Here is an 18,019-nt window from a genome sequence, read left to right as displayed (position 1 = left end):
TATTTCTTACTTAAATATATAAAAACTTTTTCTATGTAAGAAATATAACCGATGAACAACCTTTTTGTGTAAGGTTATTTTTATGTAATGGTTGTTTTTAGTTTAACTACGTAAAATTTTCTCCATTTTTTTACCTTTAGCTAATTCATCAACCAATTTATCTAAGTAACGTGTTTGTTGTGTTAGTTTGTTGTCAATATCTTCAACCCTGTAACCGCAAATAACTCCTTTAATTAATTTAGCATTTGGGTGTATGGTGGCTTTTTCAAAAAATGTTTTAAAAGTAGATTTACTTTCAATAAAAGCATCAATATCATTTTTATTAAAACCTGTAAGCCATTCTATTATTTGGTGTAATTCTTCAACAGTGCGTCCTTTTTTTACAACTTTATCTACGTAATGAGGGTATACAGATCCAAATTTTAAATTAGCTATACGGGCATTGTGTTCTGGTGTTGTTTTCATAAATTTTACTATTTAATTTTTTTCAATATCACTTATATGGTGTTCTAAAGCTTTAACAGATATTTGAATTTCAACAATTAAAAGAGCTAAAGAGCCAATAAGTAACAGTAGTGCTAAACCAAAAATCCACACAGCAATGGTTTGTTGGTTTATGTAAATTAAAAACATGGTAAGTACACATAAAAGTAGGCTAGTAATGCCTAGTATTTGCATAGACCGTGTTAAGTATAATCTTTTTTTTATATTTTGTATTTGTGCTTTTAAAACACTGTTTTTGTTTACAGTATATTTATCGTGTAATCTTCTAATTATGGCAGCGTAAGCTAAAAACCTGTTAGTGTAGGCTAGCATAATTAATGATATTGCCGAAAATAGTAGGGCAGGTGTAGTTAGTGTAAGTGCTTCCATTAAACTTGTGCTTTACAACAAAGTTACAAACTTAAAAATTGTAATTTTTTAATTTAAAAATACAATTTGTTTTCAGTATAATTAAAACAGAAAGTATAAATTATTTATATTGAAGCATGCAAGAAAATTTTTTACATTACCTCTGGAAACATAAAAAAATTAATAGCTCTAAGTTGCTAACAACCCAAGGAGAAACTGTTACAATAAACCGTGTTGGGCAATATAATAATAATACAGGTCCAGATTTTTTTAATGCACAAATAACCATTAACAACCAATTATGGGCAGGTAATGTAGAAATTCATGTAAAAGCATCAGATTGGTTTTTGCACAATCATGAAACCGATAAAAATTATGATAATGTTATATTGCATGTAGTTTGGGAAGATGATACTGAGATTTTTAGAAGTGATAACACTACAATACCAACACTACAATTAAAAGAGTACATAAGTGAAAGTATTTTAAACGACTACAGAGCGCTTTTTAGTAAAGAAGATAAATGGATTAATTGCCAACATGATTTTGCAAAATCCGATGTATTTTTATTAAATAATTGGTTAGAACGCTTATTTTTTGAGCGTTTACAGCAAAAAACAGAAGCTATTGAAGCTTTACTAAAAACATCAAAAAATAATTGGGAGGCTGTTTTATTTAACCAATTAGCTAAAAATTTTGGACTCAAAGTTAATGCCGATGCTTTTTTTAGCATTGCACAATCTGTAGATTTTTCAGTTATACGAAAAACGCAAAATAACAAACAATACTTAGAGGCTTTATTTTTTGGGCAAGCAGGGTTATTGCAAGATACTGTACAAGAACCTTATTACCTAAATTTGCAAAATGATTATACGTTTTTAAAACAAAAGTTTGGTTTAAGCAATACAGGCGTTTTTCCTGTGCAGTTTTTTAGGCTGCGGCCATTAAATTTTCCTACCATAAGGTTGTCACAATTGGCAAGTTTATATAACAAACATCAAAATTTGTTTTCAAAAGTAATTGAAACTAATACACTTGAAGATTTTTACAACCTATTTTCAGTAGAAACAAGTGAATTTTGGAAAACACATTATACCTTTCAAAAAACATCAAAAGAAACTAAAAAAGCACTAACAAAATCGTTTATAGACTTACTATTAATAAATACTATTTTACCAATAAAGTTTTGCTATGCTAAGCAAAAAGGCAACGTTATTAATGATGAAATTATTGAAATTGCTCTAGCCATAACTTCAGAAAAGAATAGTATTATTACAGCATTTAATAATTTAAAAAAAGTGTCAAAATCTGCACTACAATCTCAGGCACTATTACAACTTAAAAAAGAGTACTGTAATAAAAATAAATGCTTGCAGTGTGCTATAGGTAATTCAATTTTAAATAAATAAACTTCTAAATTAGTAAACTAAATTTTAAATTGCAGGCATGAATAAGTACAAGCCACTATATTTTTTTCAAAAACATGGTTACTATGTGTGCCAACGTATTGCAGATAGGTTAGGCATTAGGGCAAAAGTAGTAAGGTTATCTTTTATGTATTTAACCTTTGTAACAGTAGGTTTTGGTTTTGCTTTATACTTGTTTTTAGCCTTTTGGATGCGCATTAAAGACTTAATTTATACCAAACGCTCATCGGTTTTTGATTTATAATTGTATGAATCCGTTAATAAGACTTTTCAGATCTAAAATATACACAGCACTAACTTTACTTTTAATTTTAATGTTGGTAGGCGTTGTGGGTTATAAATTTATTTCGGGTTATACATGGGTAGATGCACTTTACATGACGGTTATTACCATGACTACTGTTGGTTTTGGTGAAGTTGTGCCATTAGATGACCAAGCCAAAGTATTCACTATATTTTTAATTTTAGCAAGTGTAGTAATTGTTGGTTACGCCATTTCTATTATAACTGAATATATTTTAAGCAAAAATGATGTTGAAGAACTAAAACATAAAAAGATGCAAAAACAAATTGATAGTTTTAAAAACCATGTAGTTATTTGCGGATACGGAAGAAATGGTAAACAGGCTGCAAGAAAATTAATGGTGCATAATAAATCTTTTGTGGTTATTGAAAAAGATAAAGAAATTGAAGAAAAATTAAGAGCAGATAATATTCCATACGTTATTGGCAATGCAAATGAAGATGAAATATTGCAGCTCGCAGGTGTAGATAGAGCTTCAAACTTTATATCTGCCTTACCCAATGATGCCGATAATTTATTTGTAGTTCTGTCAGCTCGTCAAATGAATAAAAATATTAATATAATAAGTAGAGCATCGCAAGAATCATCATATAATAAATTAAAACTTGCAGGTGCAAATAATGTTATTTTGCCAGACATGATTGGTGGAGACCACATGGCATCTTTAGTAGTTGTACCAGGTTTAATGGAGTTTATTGATAATTTATCTATAGTAGGCGAAGCCAATATTAATATTGAAGAAGTTAGTATTGAAAAACTTTATAAATCTAAAATACCAAAAACAATTAAAGATTTAGATATTAGGAAAAGAACAGGCTGTAATATAATAGGTTACAAAAACTCAAAAGGAGTTTATACTGTAAATCCTGAAGCAGAAATGGTGTTAGAACCAAATTCTAAAATAATAGTTTTAGGCCGCCCAGAACAAATTAATGAGCTTAATTCAACATTTGATATTGACATTGAAGCACCATAATTAACGCTACTTATTTTAAATATTCAATAATTTTTAGCATCTTGCTACCATTAATAACAATTTATTAACAAAAACTTACTAATTATAATACTCAAATGAAGAAATATCTTCTAACAATAACTTCAATTATTTTTCCATTATTAACATTTGCACAAGAAACAACTTCTGAAAAAATTGATAGTGCTTTTAAAGACTATACAGGTTGGTTTGTTGAAGCCATTTTTTACGAAATTCCGTTTTCTGAAACATACAAAATTCCGTGGGTGCTAATCGTTTTAATAGGTGGCGCCCTTTTTTTTACAATATACTTTAGGTTTATTAATATAACAGGTTTTAGAACCGCTATTAGAGTGGTTCAAGGTAAATATGAAGATATAGAAAAACATGGTGCAGATACTTTGTATGGTGACCAAACTCCAAACGAAGATCATAATATAATAGAGACATTAAGAGATGATAGTGCCCATGGTGAAGTGTCTCACTTTCAAGCACTAACAGCAGCATTGTCTGCCACTGTTGGCTTAGGTAATATTGCTGGTGTAGCTGTAGCATTATCAATTGGTGGCCCTGGAGCTACCTTTTGGATGATACTTGCCGGTTTATTAGGTATGGCCTCTAAATTTGCAGAATGTACATTAGGTGTTAAATATAGAGATGTTGGTGAAGATGGTACCGTTTACGGAGGCCCAATGTATTACCTAACCAAAGGTTTTGGTGAAAAGGGTATGAAAGGTTTTGGTAAAGTATTGGCTGTTTTATTTGCCATTTTTGTTATTGGAGGCTCTTTTGGTGGCGGTAATATGTTTCAGGCCAACCAAGCTGCTGCTCAGTTTACAAAGCTTTTTAATTTTGAAAACTCTAATGCTGGTATGTACTTTGGTATTGTAATGGCATTTTTAGTGGCCATCGTAATTATTGGTGGTATAAAGCGTATTGCTTCAGTAACAGAAAAAGTAGTGCCTTTTATGGCAGGAATTTATGTGTTGGCTGCTTTAATAATTTTAGGTGCTAATTGGCATTTAATTGATGATGCTTTTGGGCTTATTTTTGAAGGTGCTTTTTCTGGTTTAGGTATTGCTGGTGGTTTAATTGGTGTCATGATTCAAGGAATTAGGCGTGGTGCTTTCTCAAATGAAGCGGGTGTAGGTAGTGCAGCTATAGCGCATTCTGCCGTAAGAACAAAATATCCAGCAAGTGAAGGTATTGTAGCGCTTTTAGAGCCATTTGTTGATACTGTAGTTATTTGTACAATGACGGCTTTAGTTATTGTAATTACCAATTTTGATGGTCAGTTTATGGAGTACGGTGTGCCAATTAAAGAAGGTGTAGAACTTACGGCAACTGCTTTTGATACCGTAATACCACATTTTTCAATTGTGTTAACTATAGCTGTTATACTGTTTGCTTTTTCAACCATGATTTCATGGTCTTATTACGGCATGCAAGGTTGGATATTTTTATTCGGAAAAGGAAAAATTAGTGATTTAGTTTATAAAATTTTATTCTTACTTTTTGTAGTTTTAGGGGCATCAATTAGCTTAGGTGCTGTGGTTGATTTTTCAGATGCCATGATATTCGCTATGGTTGTTCCAAACATCATAGGTGTAATTGTACTTTCACCAATAATTAGTAAAGAATTGAAAAAGTACATGAAAGCCATTAATGTAAAGGAAGAAGCTTTAGATGAAGGTGCCGAAGATCTTACAAAGCATATGTAATTAATTTAAATTATAAATATTATGAAATCCCATTTCACGTTCACAAAAAAACAACGAAATGGGATTTTTTTATTATTGTTAATTATAGCCGCATTACAAACAGTTTATTTTTTTATACCGCATACAGCAAAATCAATAGCGGTTGACAAAAATTTATATAATACATTTCAAAAAGAAATAGATTCTTTAAAGCAAGCAGAACTTGCAGCTAGAAAACCCAAAATATTTCCATTTAATCCTAATTTTATAACCGATTTTAAAGCGGAAACTTTAGGAATGACTAATGAAGAAATAGACAGGCTATTGGCATACCGAAAGCAAGATAAATGGGTTAATTCTTCAGAAGAATTTCAAAAAGTAACCTTGGTTTCAGATTCACTTTTAAATATTATTTCACCATATTTTAAATTCCCAGAGTGGAAGCGTAATGCAACTTCAAGTAATTTACATAAATATCCACAAAAAACAGTAAAAACATCTAATCAAAAGCTAGATTTAAATAAAGCAACTGCTATTCAATTGCAAACCGTAAACGGGGTAGGCAATGTACTTTCAAAACGTATTATTAAATACAGAAATAAATTTGCAGGCGGTTTTATTGCAGATATTCAACTGCAAGAGGTGTATGGCTTAACACCCCAAGTTATTAATAATATTAAGCAAAAGTTTACTGTAAAAACACCAAGACAAATAAAAAAAATAAATATAAATACCGCCACTGTTAATGAGCTAGTTACTATTCAATATATAGATTATGAAGTAGCTCATAACATTATAGAGCAACGAACTTTACTTGAAGGCTATAAAAATTTTGAACAATTGTTGAAAGTTAAGAGCTTTCCGTTAAACAAAATCGATATAATTAAATTATATTTGTCGTTCTATTAAAAAAAATGCAAATGAACAATATGTACTTCAGCGAAGAACATAATCTCTTCCGCGAAAGTTTAAAAGATTTTTTACAAAAAGAAGTAGTTCCTCATGTAAATACATGGGAAAAAACAGGGGAAATTGATACTTCTATTTGGAAGAAACTTGGTGATATGGGTTTTTTAGGTATAAGTTATCCTGAAACCTACGGCGGTTTAAATTTAGATATGTTTTACATGGTTATTCTCTTAGAAGAACTTCAAAAAGTTAATTCAGGAGGGTTTGCAGCAGCTGTTTGGGCTCACATATACCTAGCTATGACGCATTTAAATGCCGAAGGGAACGAGGCCATTAAACAACAATATTTAGTACCAAGTATTTCTGGAGATAAAGTTGGTTGCCTTTGTATAACAGAACCTTTTGGCGGAAGTGATGTAGCAGGCATGCGTACAACGGCTGTTAAAAAAGACAATGTATACGTGCTTAATGGTTCAAAAACATTCATTACCAATGGTGTTTACAGTAATTATTTAATAGTTGCAGCAAAAACAAACCCAGAGCTTGGTAATAAAGGCATAAGTATTTTTGTTTTAGATAGAAATACTCCCGGAATAAGCGCTACAAAACTAGATAAATTAGGTTGGAGAGCATCTGATACTGGTGAAATTGCATTTGATAACGTAAAAGTACCAGCAACTAATTTATTAGGCGAAGAAAATAAAGGCTTCTCATATATAATGCAGCATTTTTCATTAGAACGCTTAATAATGGGAGTAAATGCTCATGCACGAGCAGAATTTGCACTAGAATACGCCCAAAAATATATGGCAGAACGTTCTGCTTTTGGTAAAACCATTGATAAGTTTCAAGCATTAAGGCATAAACTAGCAGATTTATACACTGAAATGGAGGTGTGTAAACAATTTAATTATGTAGTAACCTACAGATTAAATAGAGGTGAGTATGTTGTGAAAGAAGCTACCATGTCTAAATTAAAATCAACACAAATGGCCGATGATGTAATCTACCAATGTTTACAGTTTTTAGGTGGTTACGGCTACATGGAAGAGTACCCGTTGGCAAGACTTTCTAGAGATAGTAGATTAGGACCAATTGGTGGCGGAACCTCAGAAATTTTAAGAGAAATACTCTCAAAAATAATTATAGACGGTAAAGATTATAAACCAGCTACTTAAAAAAATATTTTTTTAGTTGTTACTTATTAAATAATTTTTACATTTGCAGCCCGTTACGTAAAAAAACGGAAATCTTTAAAAGAGAGGAGGTTAAGATACTATGTTAATAATACCTATTAAAGAAGGCGAAAATATAGATAGAGCGTTAAAACGTTACAAGCGTAAGTTTGACAGAACAGGTACAAAACGCGCATTACAAACACGTAAGCAGTTTACAAAACCTTCTGTAGCTCGTAGAGCGCAAGTACAAAAAGCGCAATATATACAAGGCTTAAGAGATGCTGAAGAAGTATAACAGCACACTAATAAAAAAAATCCCGCTTAACTAAGCGGGATTTTTTTTGCCTAAAATTAAACTAGTATTTGTATATTCATAGCTAACAACTATTTTTTAAAATGAATTTAGCTGCATTTACAGATTATTTATTATTAGAAAAAAACTATTCGCAATTAACAGTAAATGCGTATGAGAATGATATTGAAAGTTTTTCTGCCTTCGTGTCTAACGAATATAAAAACTCTAGCATAGATACGGTAAATTATGCTCAAATTAGACGTTGGATAGTTGAGTTGGTTGAAAACGGAATATCAAACCAAACAGTCAATAGGAAAATATCAGCCTTAAACACCTATTATAAATTTCTTTTAAAAACGGGGCTTATTAATAGTAACCCTTTAGCAAAACATAAAGCTCTAAAAACAACTAAAAAAGTTCAAATACCTTTTTCAGAAAAAGAAATAACTACAGTTTTAGATGATTTTTATGATGAAACAGACTTTGAAAGTGTTAGAGATAAACTCATAATAGAATTATTTTATTCAACAGGAATACGAAGAATAGAGCTAGTAAATTTAAAGTTAGAAAATATAAACTTCAATAATAAAACGGTAAAAGTATTAGGTAAAAGAAATAAGGAGCGTTTTGTGCCGTTATTAAAAACAGTACAACAAACAGCAAAAAAATATATAACGCTAAGAAATGAATTAAGTGAAATAAAAGATGTTAATAGTTTTTTTTTAACAAAAAAAGGCGTTAAAATTTACGAAACACTTGTTTACAGAATAATAAATAACTATTTTAGTAAGGCATCTTCAAAAGTTAAAAAGAGTCCTCACATACTGCGGCACTCATTTGCAACACATTTACTTAATCAAGGTGCAAATATAAATGCTGTAAAAGAACTTTTGGGTCACTCTAGCTTAGCTGCTACACAAGTTTACACACATAACAGTATAGCAGAACTTAAAAAAGTACATATAAAAGCACACCCAAGAAGCAAAAAATAACAGTAAAATATTGTCTAACCATAAAATAAAGAGTATGAAAGTAAACACACAATCTGTTAACTTCAATGCAGACAAAAAATTAATAGACTTCATTCAAAAAAGAATGGATAAATTAGATTTGTTTTATGACAAAGTCATTAAATCTGATGTCTATTTAAAATTAGAAAATACCAATGACAAAGTCAACAAAGTATTTGAAGCAAGAGTAAGCGTACCAGGAGATAGTTTCGTTGTAAAAAAGCAATGTAAATCATTTGAAGAAGGTGCAGATATGGCAGCATCATCCTTAGAAAGACAATTAAAAAAACGAAAAGAAAAATTAAGAGCATATTCATAACAAATAATTAAGTAAAATTTTTCAAAAAATGTTTTGAATAAAGAAATAAATCAATACATTTGCAGTCCGTTAGAAATAGCGGACTTTTTTTATGCGAAAAAATGTATAAAAAACGCCGATATAGCTCAGCTGGCTAGAGCAGCTGATTTGTAATCAGCAGGTCGTGGGTTCGAGTCCCTCTATCGGCTCAAAAAGAAAATAAGTTCTTTAAAATATTGGAAAATTGGGAAGATACTCAAGCGGCCAACGAGGACAGACTGTAAATCTGTTGGTTTTTACCTTCGCAGGTTCGAATCCTGCTCTTCCCACTTGAAATTTTATTCAGAAGTCGTCAGAAGCTCGCTTTTGTAAGACTTTTTAATAAAATTTTATGTCGGGGTTACCCGAACAGGATGCGCGAACAAAGTGAGCGAATCCTTAATAAAACTAAGCAAGTTTTAAAGCTTGCAAAATGCGGGAGTAGCTCAGTTGGTAGAGCGTCAGCCTTCCAAGCTGAATGTCGCCGGTTCGAACCCGGTCTCCCGCTCAAAAAAGTTACGAATTACGAAAATTACAAAGTCGTAAAATAAAAATCGGTATTCGTAAATGAAAGGCCGGTGTAGCTCAGGGGTAGAGCGTTTCCTTGGTAAGGAAGAGGTCACGGGTTCAAATCCCGTCATTGGCTCAAAAAAAGAAAAATTAATTAGGATACACTAATATTATTATATAACTAAGATTAAATTATTTTAACATGGCAAAAGGAACTTTTGATCGTTCAAAACCACATTTAAATATAGGTACTATTGGACACGTAGATCACGGTAAAACAACTTTAACAGCTGCTATTACTAAAGTATTAGCTGATGCAGGTTTCTCTGAAGCAAGATCATTCGATCAGATTGATAATGCTCCTGAAGAAAAAGAAAGAGGTATTACTATTAATACTTCGCACGTAGAGTATCAAACAGCAAAGCGTCACTACGCACACGTTGACTGTCCAGGTCACGCCGATTATGTAAAGAACATGGTAACTGGTGCTGCTCAAATGGATGGTGCTATATTAGTTGTTGCTGCAACAGATGGTCCAATGCCACAAACTCGCGAGCACATCTTATTAGGTCGTCAAGTAGGTATTCCTCGTATCGTTGTTTTCTTAAACAAAGTTGATATGGTTGATGATGAAGAGCTTTTAGAGCTTGTTGATATGGAAGTTAGAGATTTATTATCTTTCTATGAATATGACGGAGATAATGGTCCTGTAGTTTCTGGTTCTGCTTTAGGTGCACTTAACGGTGAGCAAAAATGGGTAGATACAGTATTAGAATTAATGGAAGCTTGTGATGAGTGGATTGAAGAGCCTGTTCGTGATATGGATAAGCCTTTCTTAATGCCAATTGAAGATGTATTCTCTATTACAGGTCGTGGTACTGTTGCTACTGGTAGAATAGAAACTGGTATTGCTCAAACTGGTGATCCTGTAGAGATTATTGGTATGGGTGCTGAGAAATTAACTTCTACTATTACAGGTATTGAAATGTTCCGTCAAATATTAGATAGAGGTGAAGCTGGTGATAACGCCGGTATCTTATTAAGAGGTATTGAGAAAACTCAAATCTCAAGAGGTATGGTTATAACTAAACCAGGATCTGTAACTCCACATTCTAAGTTTAAGGCTGAGGTTTATATCCTTAAAAAAGAAGAGGGTGGTCGTCACACGCCATTCCATAATAACTACCGTCCACAGTTCTACGTACGTACAACTGACGTAACTGGTAATATTTCTTTGCCAGATGGTGTTGAGATGGTAATGCCTGGAGATAACTTAACTATTACTGTTGAATTAATTCAACCAATTGCAATGAACGTAGGTTTACGTTTCGCAATCCGTGAAGGAGGTAGAACTGTAGGTGCTGGTCAGGTAACAGAAATTTTAGACTAATACAGTTAAATATAATAAATCAAGATATTCCTGTTTGGAATATCTTGATTTATATTTACGGGTTTAGCTCAGTTGGTAGAGCACTGGTCTCCAAAACCAGGTGTCGTGAGTTCGAGTCTCGCAACCCGTGCAAATAAGTATATAAATGGCAGGATTTGTAAATTATATAAAAGAATCATTTAACGAACTTAAAACTAACGTAAGTTGGCCTACTTGGGCAGAAGCTCAAAACTTAACAGTTCTAGTAGCTGTTTTTTCTATAATCTTTTCATTAGCTATATGGGGAGTAGATACAGTTTTTAGTAAGGTTATTTCGGCTTATTTTGATTTGATAAACTAGTTAAATGTAAGGTGAGTATGTCTGAAGTAAGTGAAAAAAAATGGTATGTAGTTAGGGCTGTAAGTGGTCAAGAAAACAAAATCAAAACCTATATTGAGAATGAAATTGCTCGATTAGGAATGCAAGATTATGTTGACCAAGTATTGGTGCCTACAGAAAAGGTTATTCAGATACGTAACGGAAAAAAAATAAGCAAAGAAAAAGTTTATTTTCCTGGTTATATAATGATACAAGCCAATTTATCAGGAGAGGTTCCTCATATTATTAGATCTGTTACTAACGTAATAGGTTTTTTAGGTGAAACTAAAGGTGGTGATCCTGTGCCTTTAAGGCAATCTGAAGTAAACAGAATGTTAGGTAAGGTCGATGAGTTATCTGTTGAAGAAACAACAAACGTGGCTATACCTTACACAAAAGGTGAAACCGTTAAAGTTATTGATGGTCCATTTAATGGATTTGATGGTACCATTGAAAAAATTAATGAAGAAAAGCGTAAACTTGAAGTAATGGTTAAAATATTTGGAAGAAAAACACCATTAGAGTTAAGTTATATGCAGGTTGAAAAAGTATAATAATTGTTACACTAAATAGATACACAATCTTTAGCTTCCAACATTTAAGATTTAGTATCAAAATAAATTATTAAAAATGGCAAAAGAGTTAAGTAAAGTAGTTAAGCTACAAGTAAGGGGAGGTGCAGCGAATCCTTCGCCACCGGTTGGACCCGCTCTAGGTGCTGCTGGTGTTAACATCATGGAGTTCTGTAAGCAGTTTAATGCTAGAACCCAAGATAAAGCTGGTAAAGTATTACCAGTTGTTATATCGGTTTATAAAGACAAATCTTTTGATTTTGTTATTAAAACCCCTCCAGCTGCAGTACAATTATTAGAAGCGGCCAAGGTGAAAAAGGGTTCTGGTGAACCAAACAGAAAAAAAGTAGCGAAAGTTTCTTGGGATCAAATTAAAACCATTGCAGAAGATAAAATGCAAGATTTAAATGCATTTACAATTGAATCTGCTATGAAAATGGTTGCTGGTACAGCAAGATCTATGGGAATAACTGTAACAGGGCAATTCCCTAATTAATCTTTAAAACATTAAAAAATGGCAAGATTAACAAAAAAACAAAAAGAAGCTGTAGCGAAAATTGAAAAAGGAAGACTTTATTCAGTAGATGAAGCTTCAGCATTAATAAAAGAAATTACCAATACTAAGTTTGACGCATCAGTTGATATTGCTGTTCGTTTAGGTGTAGATCCTAGAAAAGCAAATCAAATGGTACGTGGTGTGGTTTCATTACCTCACGGTACTGGTAAAGATATGAAAGTATTGGCATTAGTTACTCCAGATAAAGAAGCAGAAGCTAAAGAAGCTGGTGCAGATTATGTTGGTTTAGATGAATACCTTGATAAAATTAAAGGTGGCTGGACTGATGTAGATGTAATTATCACTATGCCAAGTGTTATGGGTAAATTAGGTCCATTAGGACGTGTGTTAGGTCCTCGTGGTTTAATGCCAAACCCAAAAACAGGAACAGTAACTATGGATGTTGCTAAAGCAGTTACAGAAGTAAAAGCTGGTAAAATTGACTTTAAAGTTGATAAAACTGGTATTGTACACGCTGCTATTGGTAAAGCATCATTTAGCGCTGATAAAATTGCAGGTAATGCAAATGAATTATTACAAACATTAATGAAACTTAAGCCAACTGCTGCAAAAGGAACTTACGTAAAAAGCATTTTTATGTCTTCAACAATGAGTCCTAGTGTTGCTGTTGATCCTAAAATTGGTTAATAAAACTCGTTAAAACTTTTATTATGACAAGAGAAGAAAAATCACAAGTAATTGAGGAGTTAACTGGTGAATTAGCTAATAACACAAATATCTATTTAACTGATATTAGTGGCCTAAACGCAGGAACAACCTCAGATTTACGTCGTGCTGCATTTAAAGCAAACGTAAAAATGGCTGTAGTAAAAAATACATTACTTGAAAAAGCAATGGAAGCTTCAGATAAAGATTTTGGAGACCTTCCTACTGTTTTAAAAGGAAATACATCTGTGATGTATTCTGAAACAGGTAATGCACCAGCAAAGTTAATTAAAACCTTCCGTAAAAAATCTGAAAAACCTTTATTAAAAGGTGCTTTTATTGAGGAAGCTATTTACATTGGCGATAATCAGTTAGACGCATTAGTAGATATTAAGTCTAGAGAAGAACTTATTGGTGAAATTGTTACATTATTACAATCACCTGCTAAAAACGTTGTTTCAGCACTTCAATCAAGTGGTGGAAAACTTGCTGGTATTATTAAAACACTATCTGAAAAAGAAGGATAGTTCAAAGCAGTACGCACTTATTACAATTATATTAAATTAAAAAATTATTAAAACGATAGAAAAATGGCAGATTTAAAAGATTTCGCAGAACAATTAGTTAACTTAACAGTAAAAGAAGTTAATGAGTTAGCTACTATATTAAAAGATGAGTACGGTATTGAGCCTGCTGCTGCAGCTGTAGCTGTTGCCGCTGGTGGAGGTGCTGCTGGTGGTGGTGAAGCTGCTGAAGAAAAAACTGAATTTGACGTAATCCTTAAAGCAGCTGGTGGTTCTAAATTAGCAGTTGTAAAATTAGTTAAAGAATTAACTGGTTTAGGCTTAAAAGAAGCTAAAGGATTAGTTGATGATGCACCAAGCGCAATTAAAGAAGGTGTATCTAAAGATGAAGCTGAAGGCTTAAAATCTTCTTTAGAAGAGGCTGGAGCTGAGGTTGAGCTTAAGTAAGCTTAACAACCAAACAGAACAAAGGTTTAGGTCTTGAGAGTGCCTCTCAAAGACCTAAACCATTTTGCGTATATAAAAGTATATACGTTTTTATAATTTTTTTTTAATCAAAATTCCGTTCATTGATGTTGTCAACACAAGCTGAAAGATTAAATTTCTCGTCTATTGTAAATAGAACAGAATATCCAGATTTCTTGGATATTCAAATCAAATCCTTCCAGGATTTTTTCCAATTAGAAACAAAGTCTGAAGAACGCGGTGATGAAGGCCTTTATAACACCTTCATGGAAAATTTTCCAATCACAGATTCCAGAAACCAATTTGTTTTAGAATTTTTAGATTACTTTATAGATCCACCAAGGTATGCTATTGATGAGTGTATTGAAAGAGGACTAACATACAGTGTTCCTTTAAAAGCAAGGTTAAAGTTATATTGTACAGACCCTGAACATGAAGATTTTGAAACCATTGTTCAAGATGTGTATTTAGGTACTATTCCTTACATGACACCTAGTGGTACATTTGTTATCAACGGTGCAGAACGTGTTGTTGTGTCTCAGTTACACAGATCTCCAGGTGTGTTTTTCGGACAATCATTCCATGCTAACGGAACAAAATTATATTCAGCAAGGGTAATTCCTTTCAAAGGTTCTTGGATTGAGTTTGCTACAGACATCAACCAAGTAATGTATGCTTACATTGACAGAAAGAAAAAATTACCTGTTACAACGCTTTTCCGTGCTATCGGTTTTGAGCGCGATAAAGATATTTTAGAAATTTTTGATTTAGCTGAAGAAGTAAAAGTATCAAAAACGGGATTAAAAAAGTATTTAGGTAGAAAACTTGCGGCACGTGTACTTAACACATGGCACGAAGATTTTGTTGATGAAGATACTGGTGAAGTAGTGTCAATTGAGCGTAACGAAATTGTGCTTGATCGTGATACTATTTTAGATAAAGATAATATTGAAGAAATTATTGAAGCCGATGTTAAAACTATTCTTTTACACAAAGAAAGTTCTGAACAAGGTGATTATGCCATCATTCATAACACGCTTCAAAAAGATCCAACAAACTCTGAAAAAGAAGCTGTTGAACATATTTACCGTCAATTACGTAATGCAGAACCGCCAGATGAGGAAACTGCTCGTGGTATAATTGACAAGTTATTCTTTTCAGATCAACGTTACTCTTTAGGAGAAGTTGGTCGTTATAGAATGAATAAAAAATTACAGTTAGATATCGGTATGGACAAGCAAGTGCTTACCAAAGAAGATATCATAACTATTATAAAATATTTAATTGAGCTGATTAACTCTAAAGCAGAGATTGATGATATTGATCACTTATCTAACCGTCGTGTACGTACAGTTGGTGAGCAATTATCTCAACAATTTGGTGTTGGTTTAGCACGTATGGCACGTACCATTCGTGAGCGTATGAATGTTCGTGATAACGAAGTATTTACACCAATAGATTTAATTAACGCAAAGACATTATCGTCTGTAATTAATTCATTCTTTGGTACTAACCAGTTATCTCAATTTATGGATCAAACAAATCCATTAGCTGAGATCACTCACAAACGTCGTTTATCAGCTTTAGGTCCTGGTGGTCTTTCTCGTGAAAGAGCAGGTTTTGAGGTTCGTGACGTTCATTATACACACTACGGAAGACTTTGTCCTATTGAAACACCAGAGGGACCAAACATTGGTCTTATCTCGTCACTTTCTGTATATGCTAAAGTTAACTCAATGGGCTTCATTGAAACACCTTACAGAAAAGTTGAAGAAGGTGTTGTAGATATTAAAAATGTACCAACATATTTAAGTGCTGAAGAAGAAGAAGAGAAGTTAATTGCACAAGCTACTGTAAATGTAGATGACGATGGTAAAATATTGCACGATAAGGTAATTGCTAGAATGGAAGGCGATTTCCCTGTAATTGATCCATCTGATTTACATTACACTGATGTTGCACCAAACCAAATTTCGTCAATTTCAGCATCGTTAATCCCATTCCTAGAGCATGATGATGCAAACCGTGCATTAATGGGGTCAAACATGATGCGTCAAGCAGTACCTTTATTAAGAGTAGATTCTCCAATTGTAGGAACTGGTTTAGAACGTCAAGTAGCTAAAGATTCTAGGGTATTAATTAATGCCGAAGGAACTGGTGAAGTTTTATATGTTGATGCAAACGAAATAAAAATTAGATATGATAGAACAGAAGATGAAGCTAAAGTAAGCTTTGATTCTGATGTTAAAACATATCCATTAATTAAGTTTAGAAAAACCAACCAAGGTACATCTATTAACCTTAAACCAATTGTGGTTAAAGGAGATAAAGTAACTAAAGGGCAAGTGTTATGTGAAGGTTATGCAACCCAACAAGGTGAATTAGCTTTAGGTAGAAACATGAAAGTAGCCTTCATGCCTTGGAAAGGTTATAACTTTGAGGATGCTATTGTAATTTCTGAAAAAGTTGTTCGTGAAGATATCTTCACATCTATTCATATTGATGAGTATTCATTAGAAGTTAGAGATACAAAATTAGGTAACGAAGAGTTAACTAATGACATTCCTAACGTATCTGAAGAAGCAACTAAAGATCTTGATGAAAACGGAATGATTCGTGTAGGTGCAGAGGTAAAACCAGGTGATATTTTAATTGGAAAAATTACACCAAAAGGAGAATCTGATCCTACTCCAGAAGAAAAATTATTACGTGCTATTTTTGGTGATAAAGCTGGTGATGTAAAAGATGCATCATTAAAAGCATCACCATCATTAAACGGTGTGGTAATTGATAAAAAATTATTTGCAAGAGCCGTTAAAGATAAACGTAAACGTGCCCAAGATAAAGATGATATCTTAGCTTTAGAAGCACAATACGATAGAAAATTTGATGAATTAAAAGATGTATTAGTTGATAAACTATTTGCTATTGTAAATGGTAAAACAGCTCAAGGTATTTATAATGATTTAGGTGAAGAAGTATTACCAAAAGGTAAAAAGTTCACATTAAAAATGTTAAATGCTGTTGATGATTATGCACACTTAGTATCTGGTAAATGGACTACAGATGACCACACTAACCAGTTAGTAGCAGATTTAATTCACAATTATAAAATTAAAGAAAACGACTTACAAGGTGCTTTACGCCGTGAGAAGTTTACCATTTCTGTTGGTGATGAATTACCAGCAGGTATTATTAAACTTGCTAAAGTTTACATAGCTAAAAAACGTAAACTTAAAGTGGGTGATAAAATGGCAGGACGTCACGGTAATAAAGGTATTGTAGCACGTATTGTTCGTCAAGAAGATATGCCATTCTTAGAAGATGGAACACCAGTTGATATTGTATTAAACCCATTAGGTGTACCATCGCGTATGAATATTGGTCAAATTTATGAAACCGTTTTAGGTTGGGCTGGTCAAAAATTAGAACGCAAATTTGCAACACCAATTTTTGATGGCGCATCATTAGATCAAATTAATGAATTGACTGACGAAGCAGGAATTCCACGTTTCGGTCATACCTATTTATATGATGGAGGAACAGGTGAACGTTTTGATCAGCCAGCTACTGTAGGGGTAATTTACATGCTTAAATTAGGCCACATGGTAGATGATAAAATGCACGCACGTTCTATAGGGCCTTACTCATTAATTACGCAACAACCACTTGGTGGTAAAGCACAATTTGGTGGTCAGCGTTTTGGTGAGATGGAAGTTTGGGCACTTGAAGCATACGGTGCATCAAGTACTTTACGCGAAATATTAACTGTAAAATCTGATGATGTTATTGGTAGAGCTAAAACATACGAAAGTATTGTTAAAGGTGAACCAATGCCAGATCCTGGCTTACCAGAATCATTCAATGTATTAATGCATGAATTAAAAGGTTTAGGATTAGACATTAGATTAGAAGAGTAAAATTAATAGTTCACAGTTTTCAGTATGCCGTAAACACTGCGTACTGAAAACTGGATACTGAAGACTTAAAAAA

At 32.8% G+C, this 18,019-nt stretch carries 19 protein-coding genes and 5 tRNA genes; 22 read left to right on the top strand and 2 right to left on the bottom strand.

Annotated features, from left to right (window positions below):
- Positions 1-102: 102 nt before the first annotated feature.
- Both ACYX4H_RS00715 and ACYX4H_RS00710 read right to left on the bottom strand, forming a co-directional pair.
- Entirely contained in the window at positions 103-465 is a 363-nt protein-coding gene (locus tag ACYX4H_RS00715) for a DUF2200 domain-containing protein (RefSeq protein ID WP_476237311.1), read from the bottom strand.
- A 12-nt stretch (positions 466-477) separates the two neighbouring features.
- Complete coding sequence (locus tag ACYX4H_RS00710) at positions 478-873, bottom strand: DUF2721 domain-containing protein (protein WP_476237310.1); 396 nt, start codon at positions 871-873, stop codon at positions 478-480.
- 116 nt (positions 874-989) lie between these two features.
- Here ACYX4H_RS00710 and ACYX4H_RS00705 point away from each other — a divergent pair, with 116 nt between their 5' ends.
- The 22 genes from ACYX4H_RS00705 to rpoB all read left to right on the top strand — a co-directional run bounded on the left by ACYX4H_RS00705 (position 990) and on the right by rpoB (position 17,946).
- Positions 990-2,261 carry a DUF2851 family protein gene (locus tag ACYX4H_RS00705; protein ID WP_476237309.1) on the top strand — a complete coding sequence of 424 codons (1,272 nt, stop codon included), beginning with the start codon at positions 990-992 and terminating at the stop codon, positions 2,259-2,261.
- Between the two features lie 37 nt (positions 2,262-2,298).
- Complete coding sequence (locus ACYX4H_RS00700) at positions 2,299-2,523, top strand: PspC domain-containing protein (RefSeq protein ID WP_147136433.1); 225 nt, start codon at positions 2,299-2,301, stop codon at positions 2,521-2,523.
- A gap of 4 nt (positions 2,524-2,527) precedes the next feature.
- On the top strand, positions 2,528-3,559 hold the full coding sequence (locus ACYX4H_RS00695; RefSeq protein ID WP_475295264.1) for a potassium channel family protein: 1,032 nt from the start codon (positions 2,528-2,530) through the stop codon (positions 3,557-3,559).
- A gap of 95 nt (positions 3,560-3,654) precedes the next feature.
- Positions 3,655-5,277 carry an alanine/glycine:cation symporter family protein gene (locus tag ACYX4H_RS00690; RefSeq protein WP_476237308.1) on the top strand — a complete coding sequence of 541 codons (1,623 nt, stop codon included), beginning with the start codon at positions 3,655-3,657 and terminating at the stop codon, positions 5,275-5,277.
- 21 nt (positions 5,278-5,298) lie between these two features.
- Entirely contained in the window at positions 5,299-6,165 is an 867-nt protein-coding gene (locus ACYX4H_RS00685; protein ID WP_476237307.1) for a ComEA family DNA-binding protein, read from the top strand.
- An 11-nt stretch (positions 6,166-6,176) separates the two neighbouring features.
- Positions 6,177-7,343 carry an acyl-CoA dehydrogenase family protein gene (locus ACYX4H_RS00680; RefSeq protein WP_476238679.1) on the top strand — a complete coding sequence of 389 codons (1,167 nt, stop codon included), beginning with the start codon at positions 6,177-6,179 and terminating at the stop codon, positions 7,341-7,343.
- Positions 7,344-7,443: 100 nt separating this feature from the next.
- Positions 7,444-7,638, top strand: coding sequence for a 30S ribosomal protein S21 (gene rpsU, locus ACYX4H_RS00675; protein WP_475295259.1), 195 nt, complete (start codon positions 7,444-7,446; stop codon positions 7,636-7,638).
- 101 nt (positions 7,639-7,739) lie between these two features.
- Positions 7,740-8,630 (top strand): tyrosine-type recombinase/integrase, encoded by an 891-nt coding sequence (locus ACYX4H_RS00670; RefSeq protein WP_476237306.1) that lies wholly within the window; start codon positions 7,740-7,742, stop codon positions 8,628-8,630.
- Positions 8,631-8,664: 34 nt separating this feature from the next.
- Positions 8,665-8,967 carry a ribosome hibernation-promoting factor, HPF/YfiA family gene (hpf, locus tag ACYX4H_RS00665; protein ID WP_475295257.1) on the top strand — a complete coding sequence of 101 codons (303 nt, stop codon included), beginning with the start codon at positions 8,665-8,667 and terminating at the stop codon, positions 8,965-8,967.
- A 114-nt stretch (positions 8,968-9,081) separates the two neighbouring features.
- Positions 9,082-9,155, top strand: a tRNA-Thr gene (locus tag ACYX4H_RS00660).
- A gap of 37 nt (positions 9,156-9,192) precedes the next feature.
- Positions 9,193-9,275 (top strand) — tRNA-Tyr (locus ACYX4H_RS00655).
- 145 nt (positions 9,276-9,420) lie between these two features.
- Positions 9,421-9,493 (top strand) — tRNA-Gly (locus ACYX4H_RS00650).
- Positions 9,494-9,559: 66 nt separating this feature from the next.
- Positions 9,560-9,631: transfer RNA gene (locus ACYX4H_RS00645), tRNA-Thr, on the top strand.
- 66 nt (positions 9,632-9,697) lie between these two features.
- The gene (gene tuf / locus ACYX4H_RS00640; protein ID WP_475295256.1) at positions 9,698-10,885 is read left to right on the top strand and encodes an elongation factor Tu; all 1,188 of its coding nucleotides are present in this window, start codon (positions 9,698-9,700) and stop codon (positions 10,883-10,885) included.
- A gap of 57 nt (positions 10,886-10,942) precedes the next feature.
- A tRNA-Trp gene (locus tag ACYX4H_RS00635) sits at positions 10,943-11,015 on the top strand.
- A gap of 15 nt (positions 11,016-11,030) precedes the next feature.
- Positions 11,031-11,225 carry a preprotein translocase subunit SecE gene (gene secE / locus ACYX4H_RS00630; protein ID WP_475295255.1) on the top strand — a complete coding sequence of 65 codons (195 nt, stop codon included), beginning with the start codon at positions 11,031-11,033 and terminating at the stop codon, positions 11,223-11,225.
- 17 nt (positions 11,226-11,242) lie between these two features.
- Positions 11,243-11,797: a transcription termination/antitermination protein NusG gene (nusG, locus tag ACYX4H_RS00625; protein ID WP_475295254.1), complete on the top strand. Its 555-nt coding sequence runs from the start codon at positions 11,243-11,245 to the stop codon at positions 11,795-11,797.
- A 76-nt stretch (positions 11,798-11,873) separates the two neighbouring features.
- Entirely contained in the window at positions 11,874-12,311 is a 438-nt protein-coding gene (gene rplK, locus ACYX4H_RS00620) for a 50S ribosomal protein L11 (RefSeq protein WP_147136403.1), read from the top strand.
- Positions 12,312-12,329: 18 nt separating this feature from the next.
- Positions 12,330-13,019, top strand: coding sequence for a 50S ribosomal protein L1 (gene rplA / locus ACYX4H_RS00615; protein WP_475295253.1), 690 nt, complete (start codon positions 12,330-12,332; stop codon positions 13,017-13,019).
- 23 nt (positions 13,020-13,042) lie between these two features.
- Positions 13,043-13,564: a 50S ribosomal protein L10 gene (gene rplJ, locus ACYX4H_RS00610; protein WP_475295252.1), complete on the top strand. Its 522-nt coding sequence runs from the start codon at positions 13,043-13,045 to the stop codon at positions 13,562-13,564.
- 63 nt (positions 13,565-13,627) lie between these two features.
- Positions 13,628-14,008 carry a 50S ribosomal protein L7/L12 gene (gene rplL / locus ACYX4H_RS00605; protein ID WP_148540181.1) on the top strand — a complete coding sequence of 127 codons (381 nt, stop codon included), beginning with the start codon at positions 13,628-13,630 and terminating at the stop codon, positions 14,006-14,008.
- 125 nt (positions 14,009-14,133) lie between these two features.
- Positions 14,134-17,946: a DNA-directed RNA polymerase subunit beta gene (rpoB, locus tag ACYX4H_RS00600; RefSeq protein WP_476238677.1), complete on the top strand. Its 3,813-nt coding sequence runs from the start codon at positions 14,134-14,136 to the stop codon at positions 17,944-17,946.
- The last annotated feature ends 73 nt before the right edge of the window (positions 17,947-18,019 follow it).

It is taken from the genome of Seonamhaeicola sp. ABD4_340, from assembly GCF_056312135.1.
This window is presented reverse-complemented; position numbering and strand designations above follow the sequence as displayed.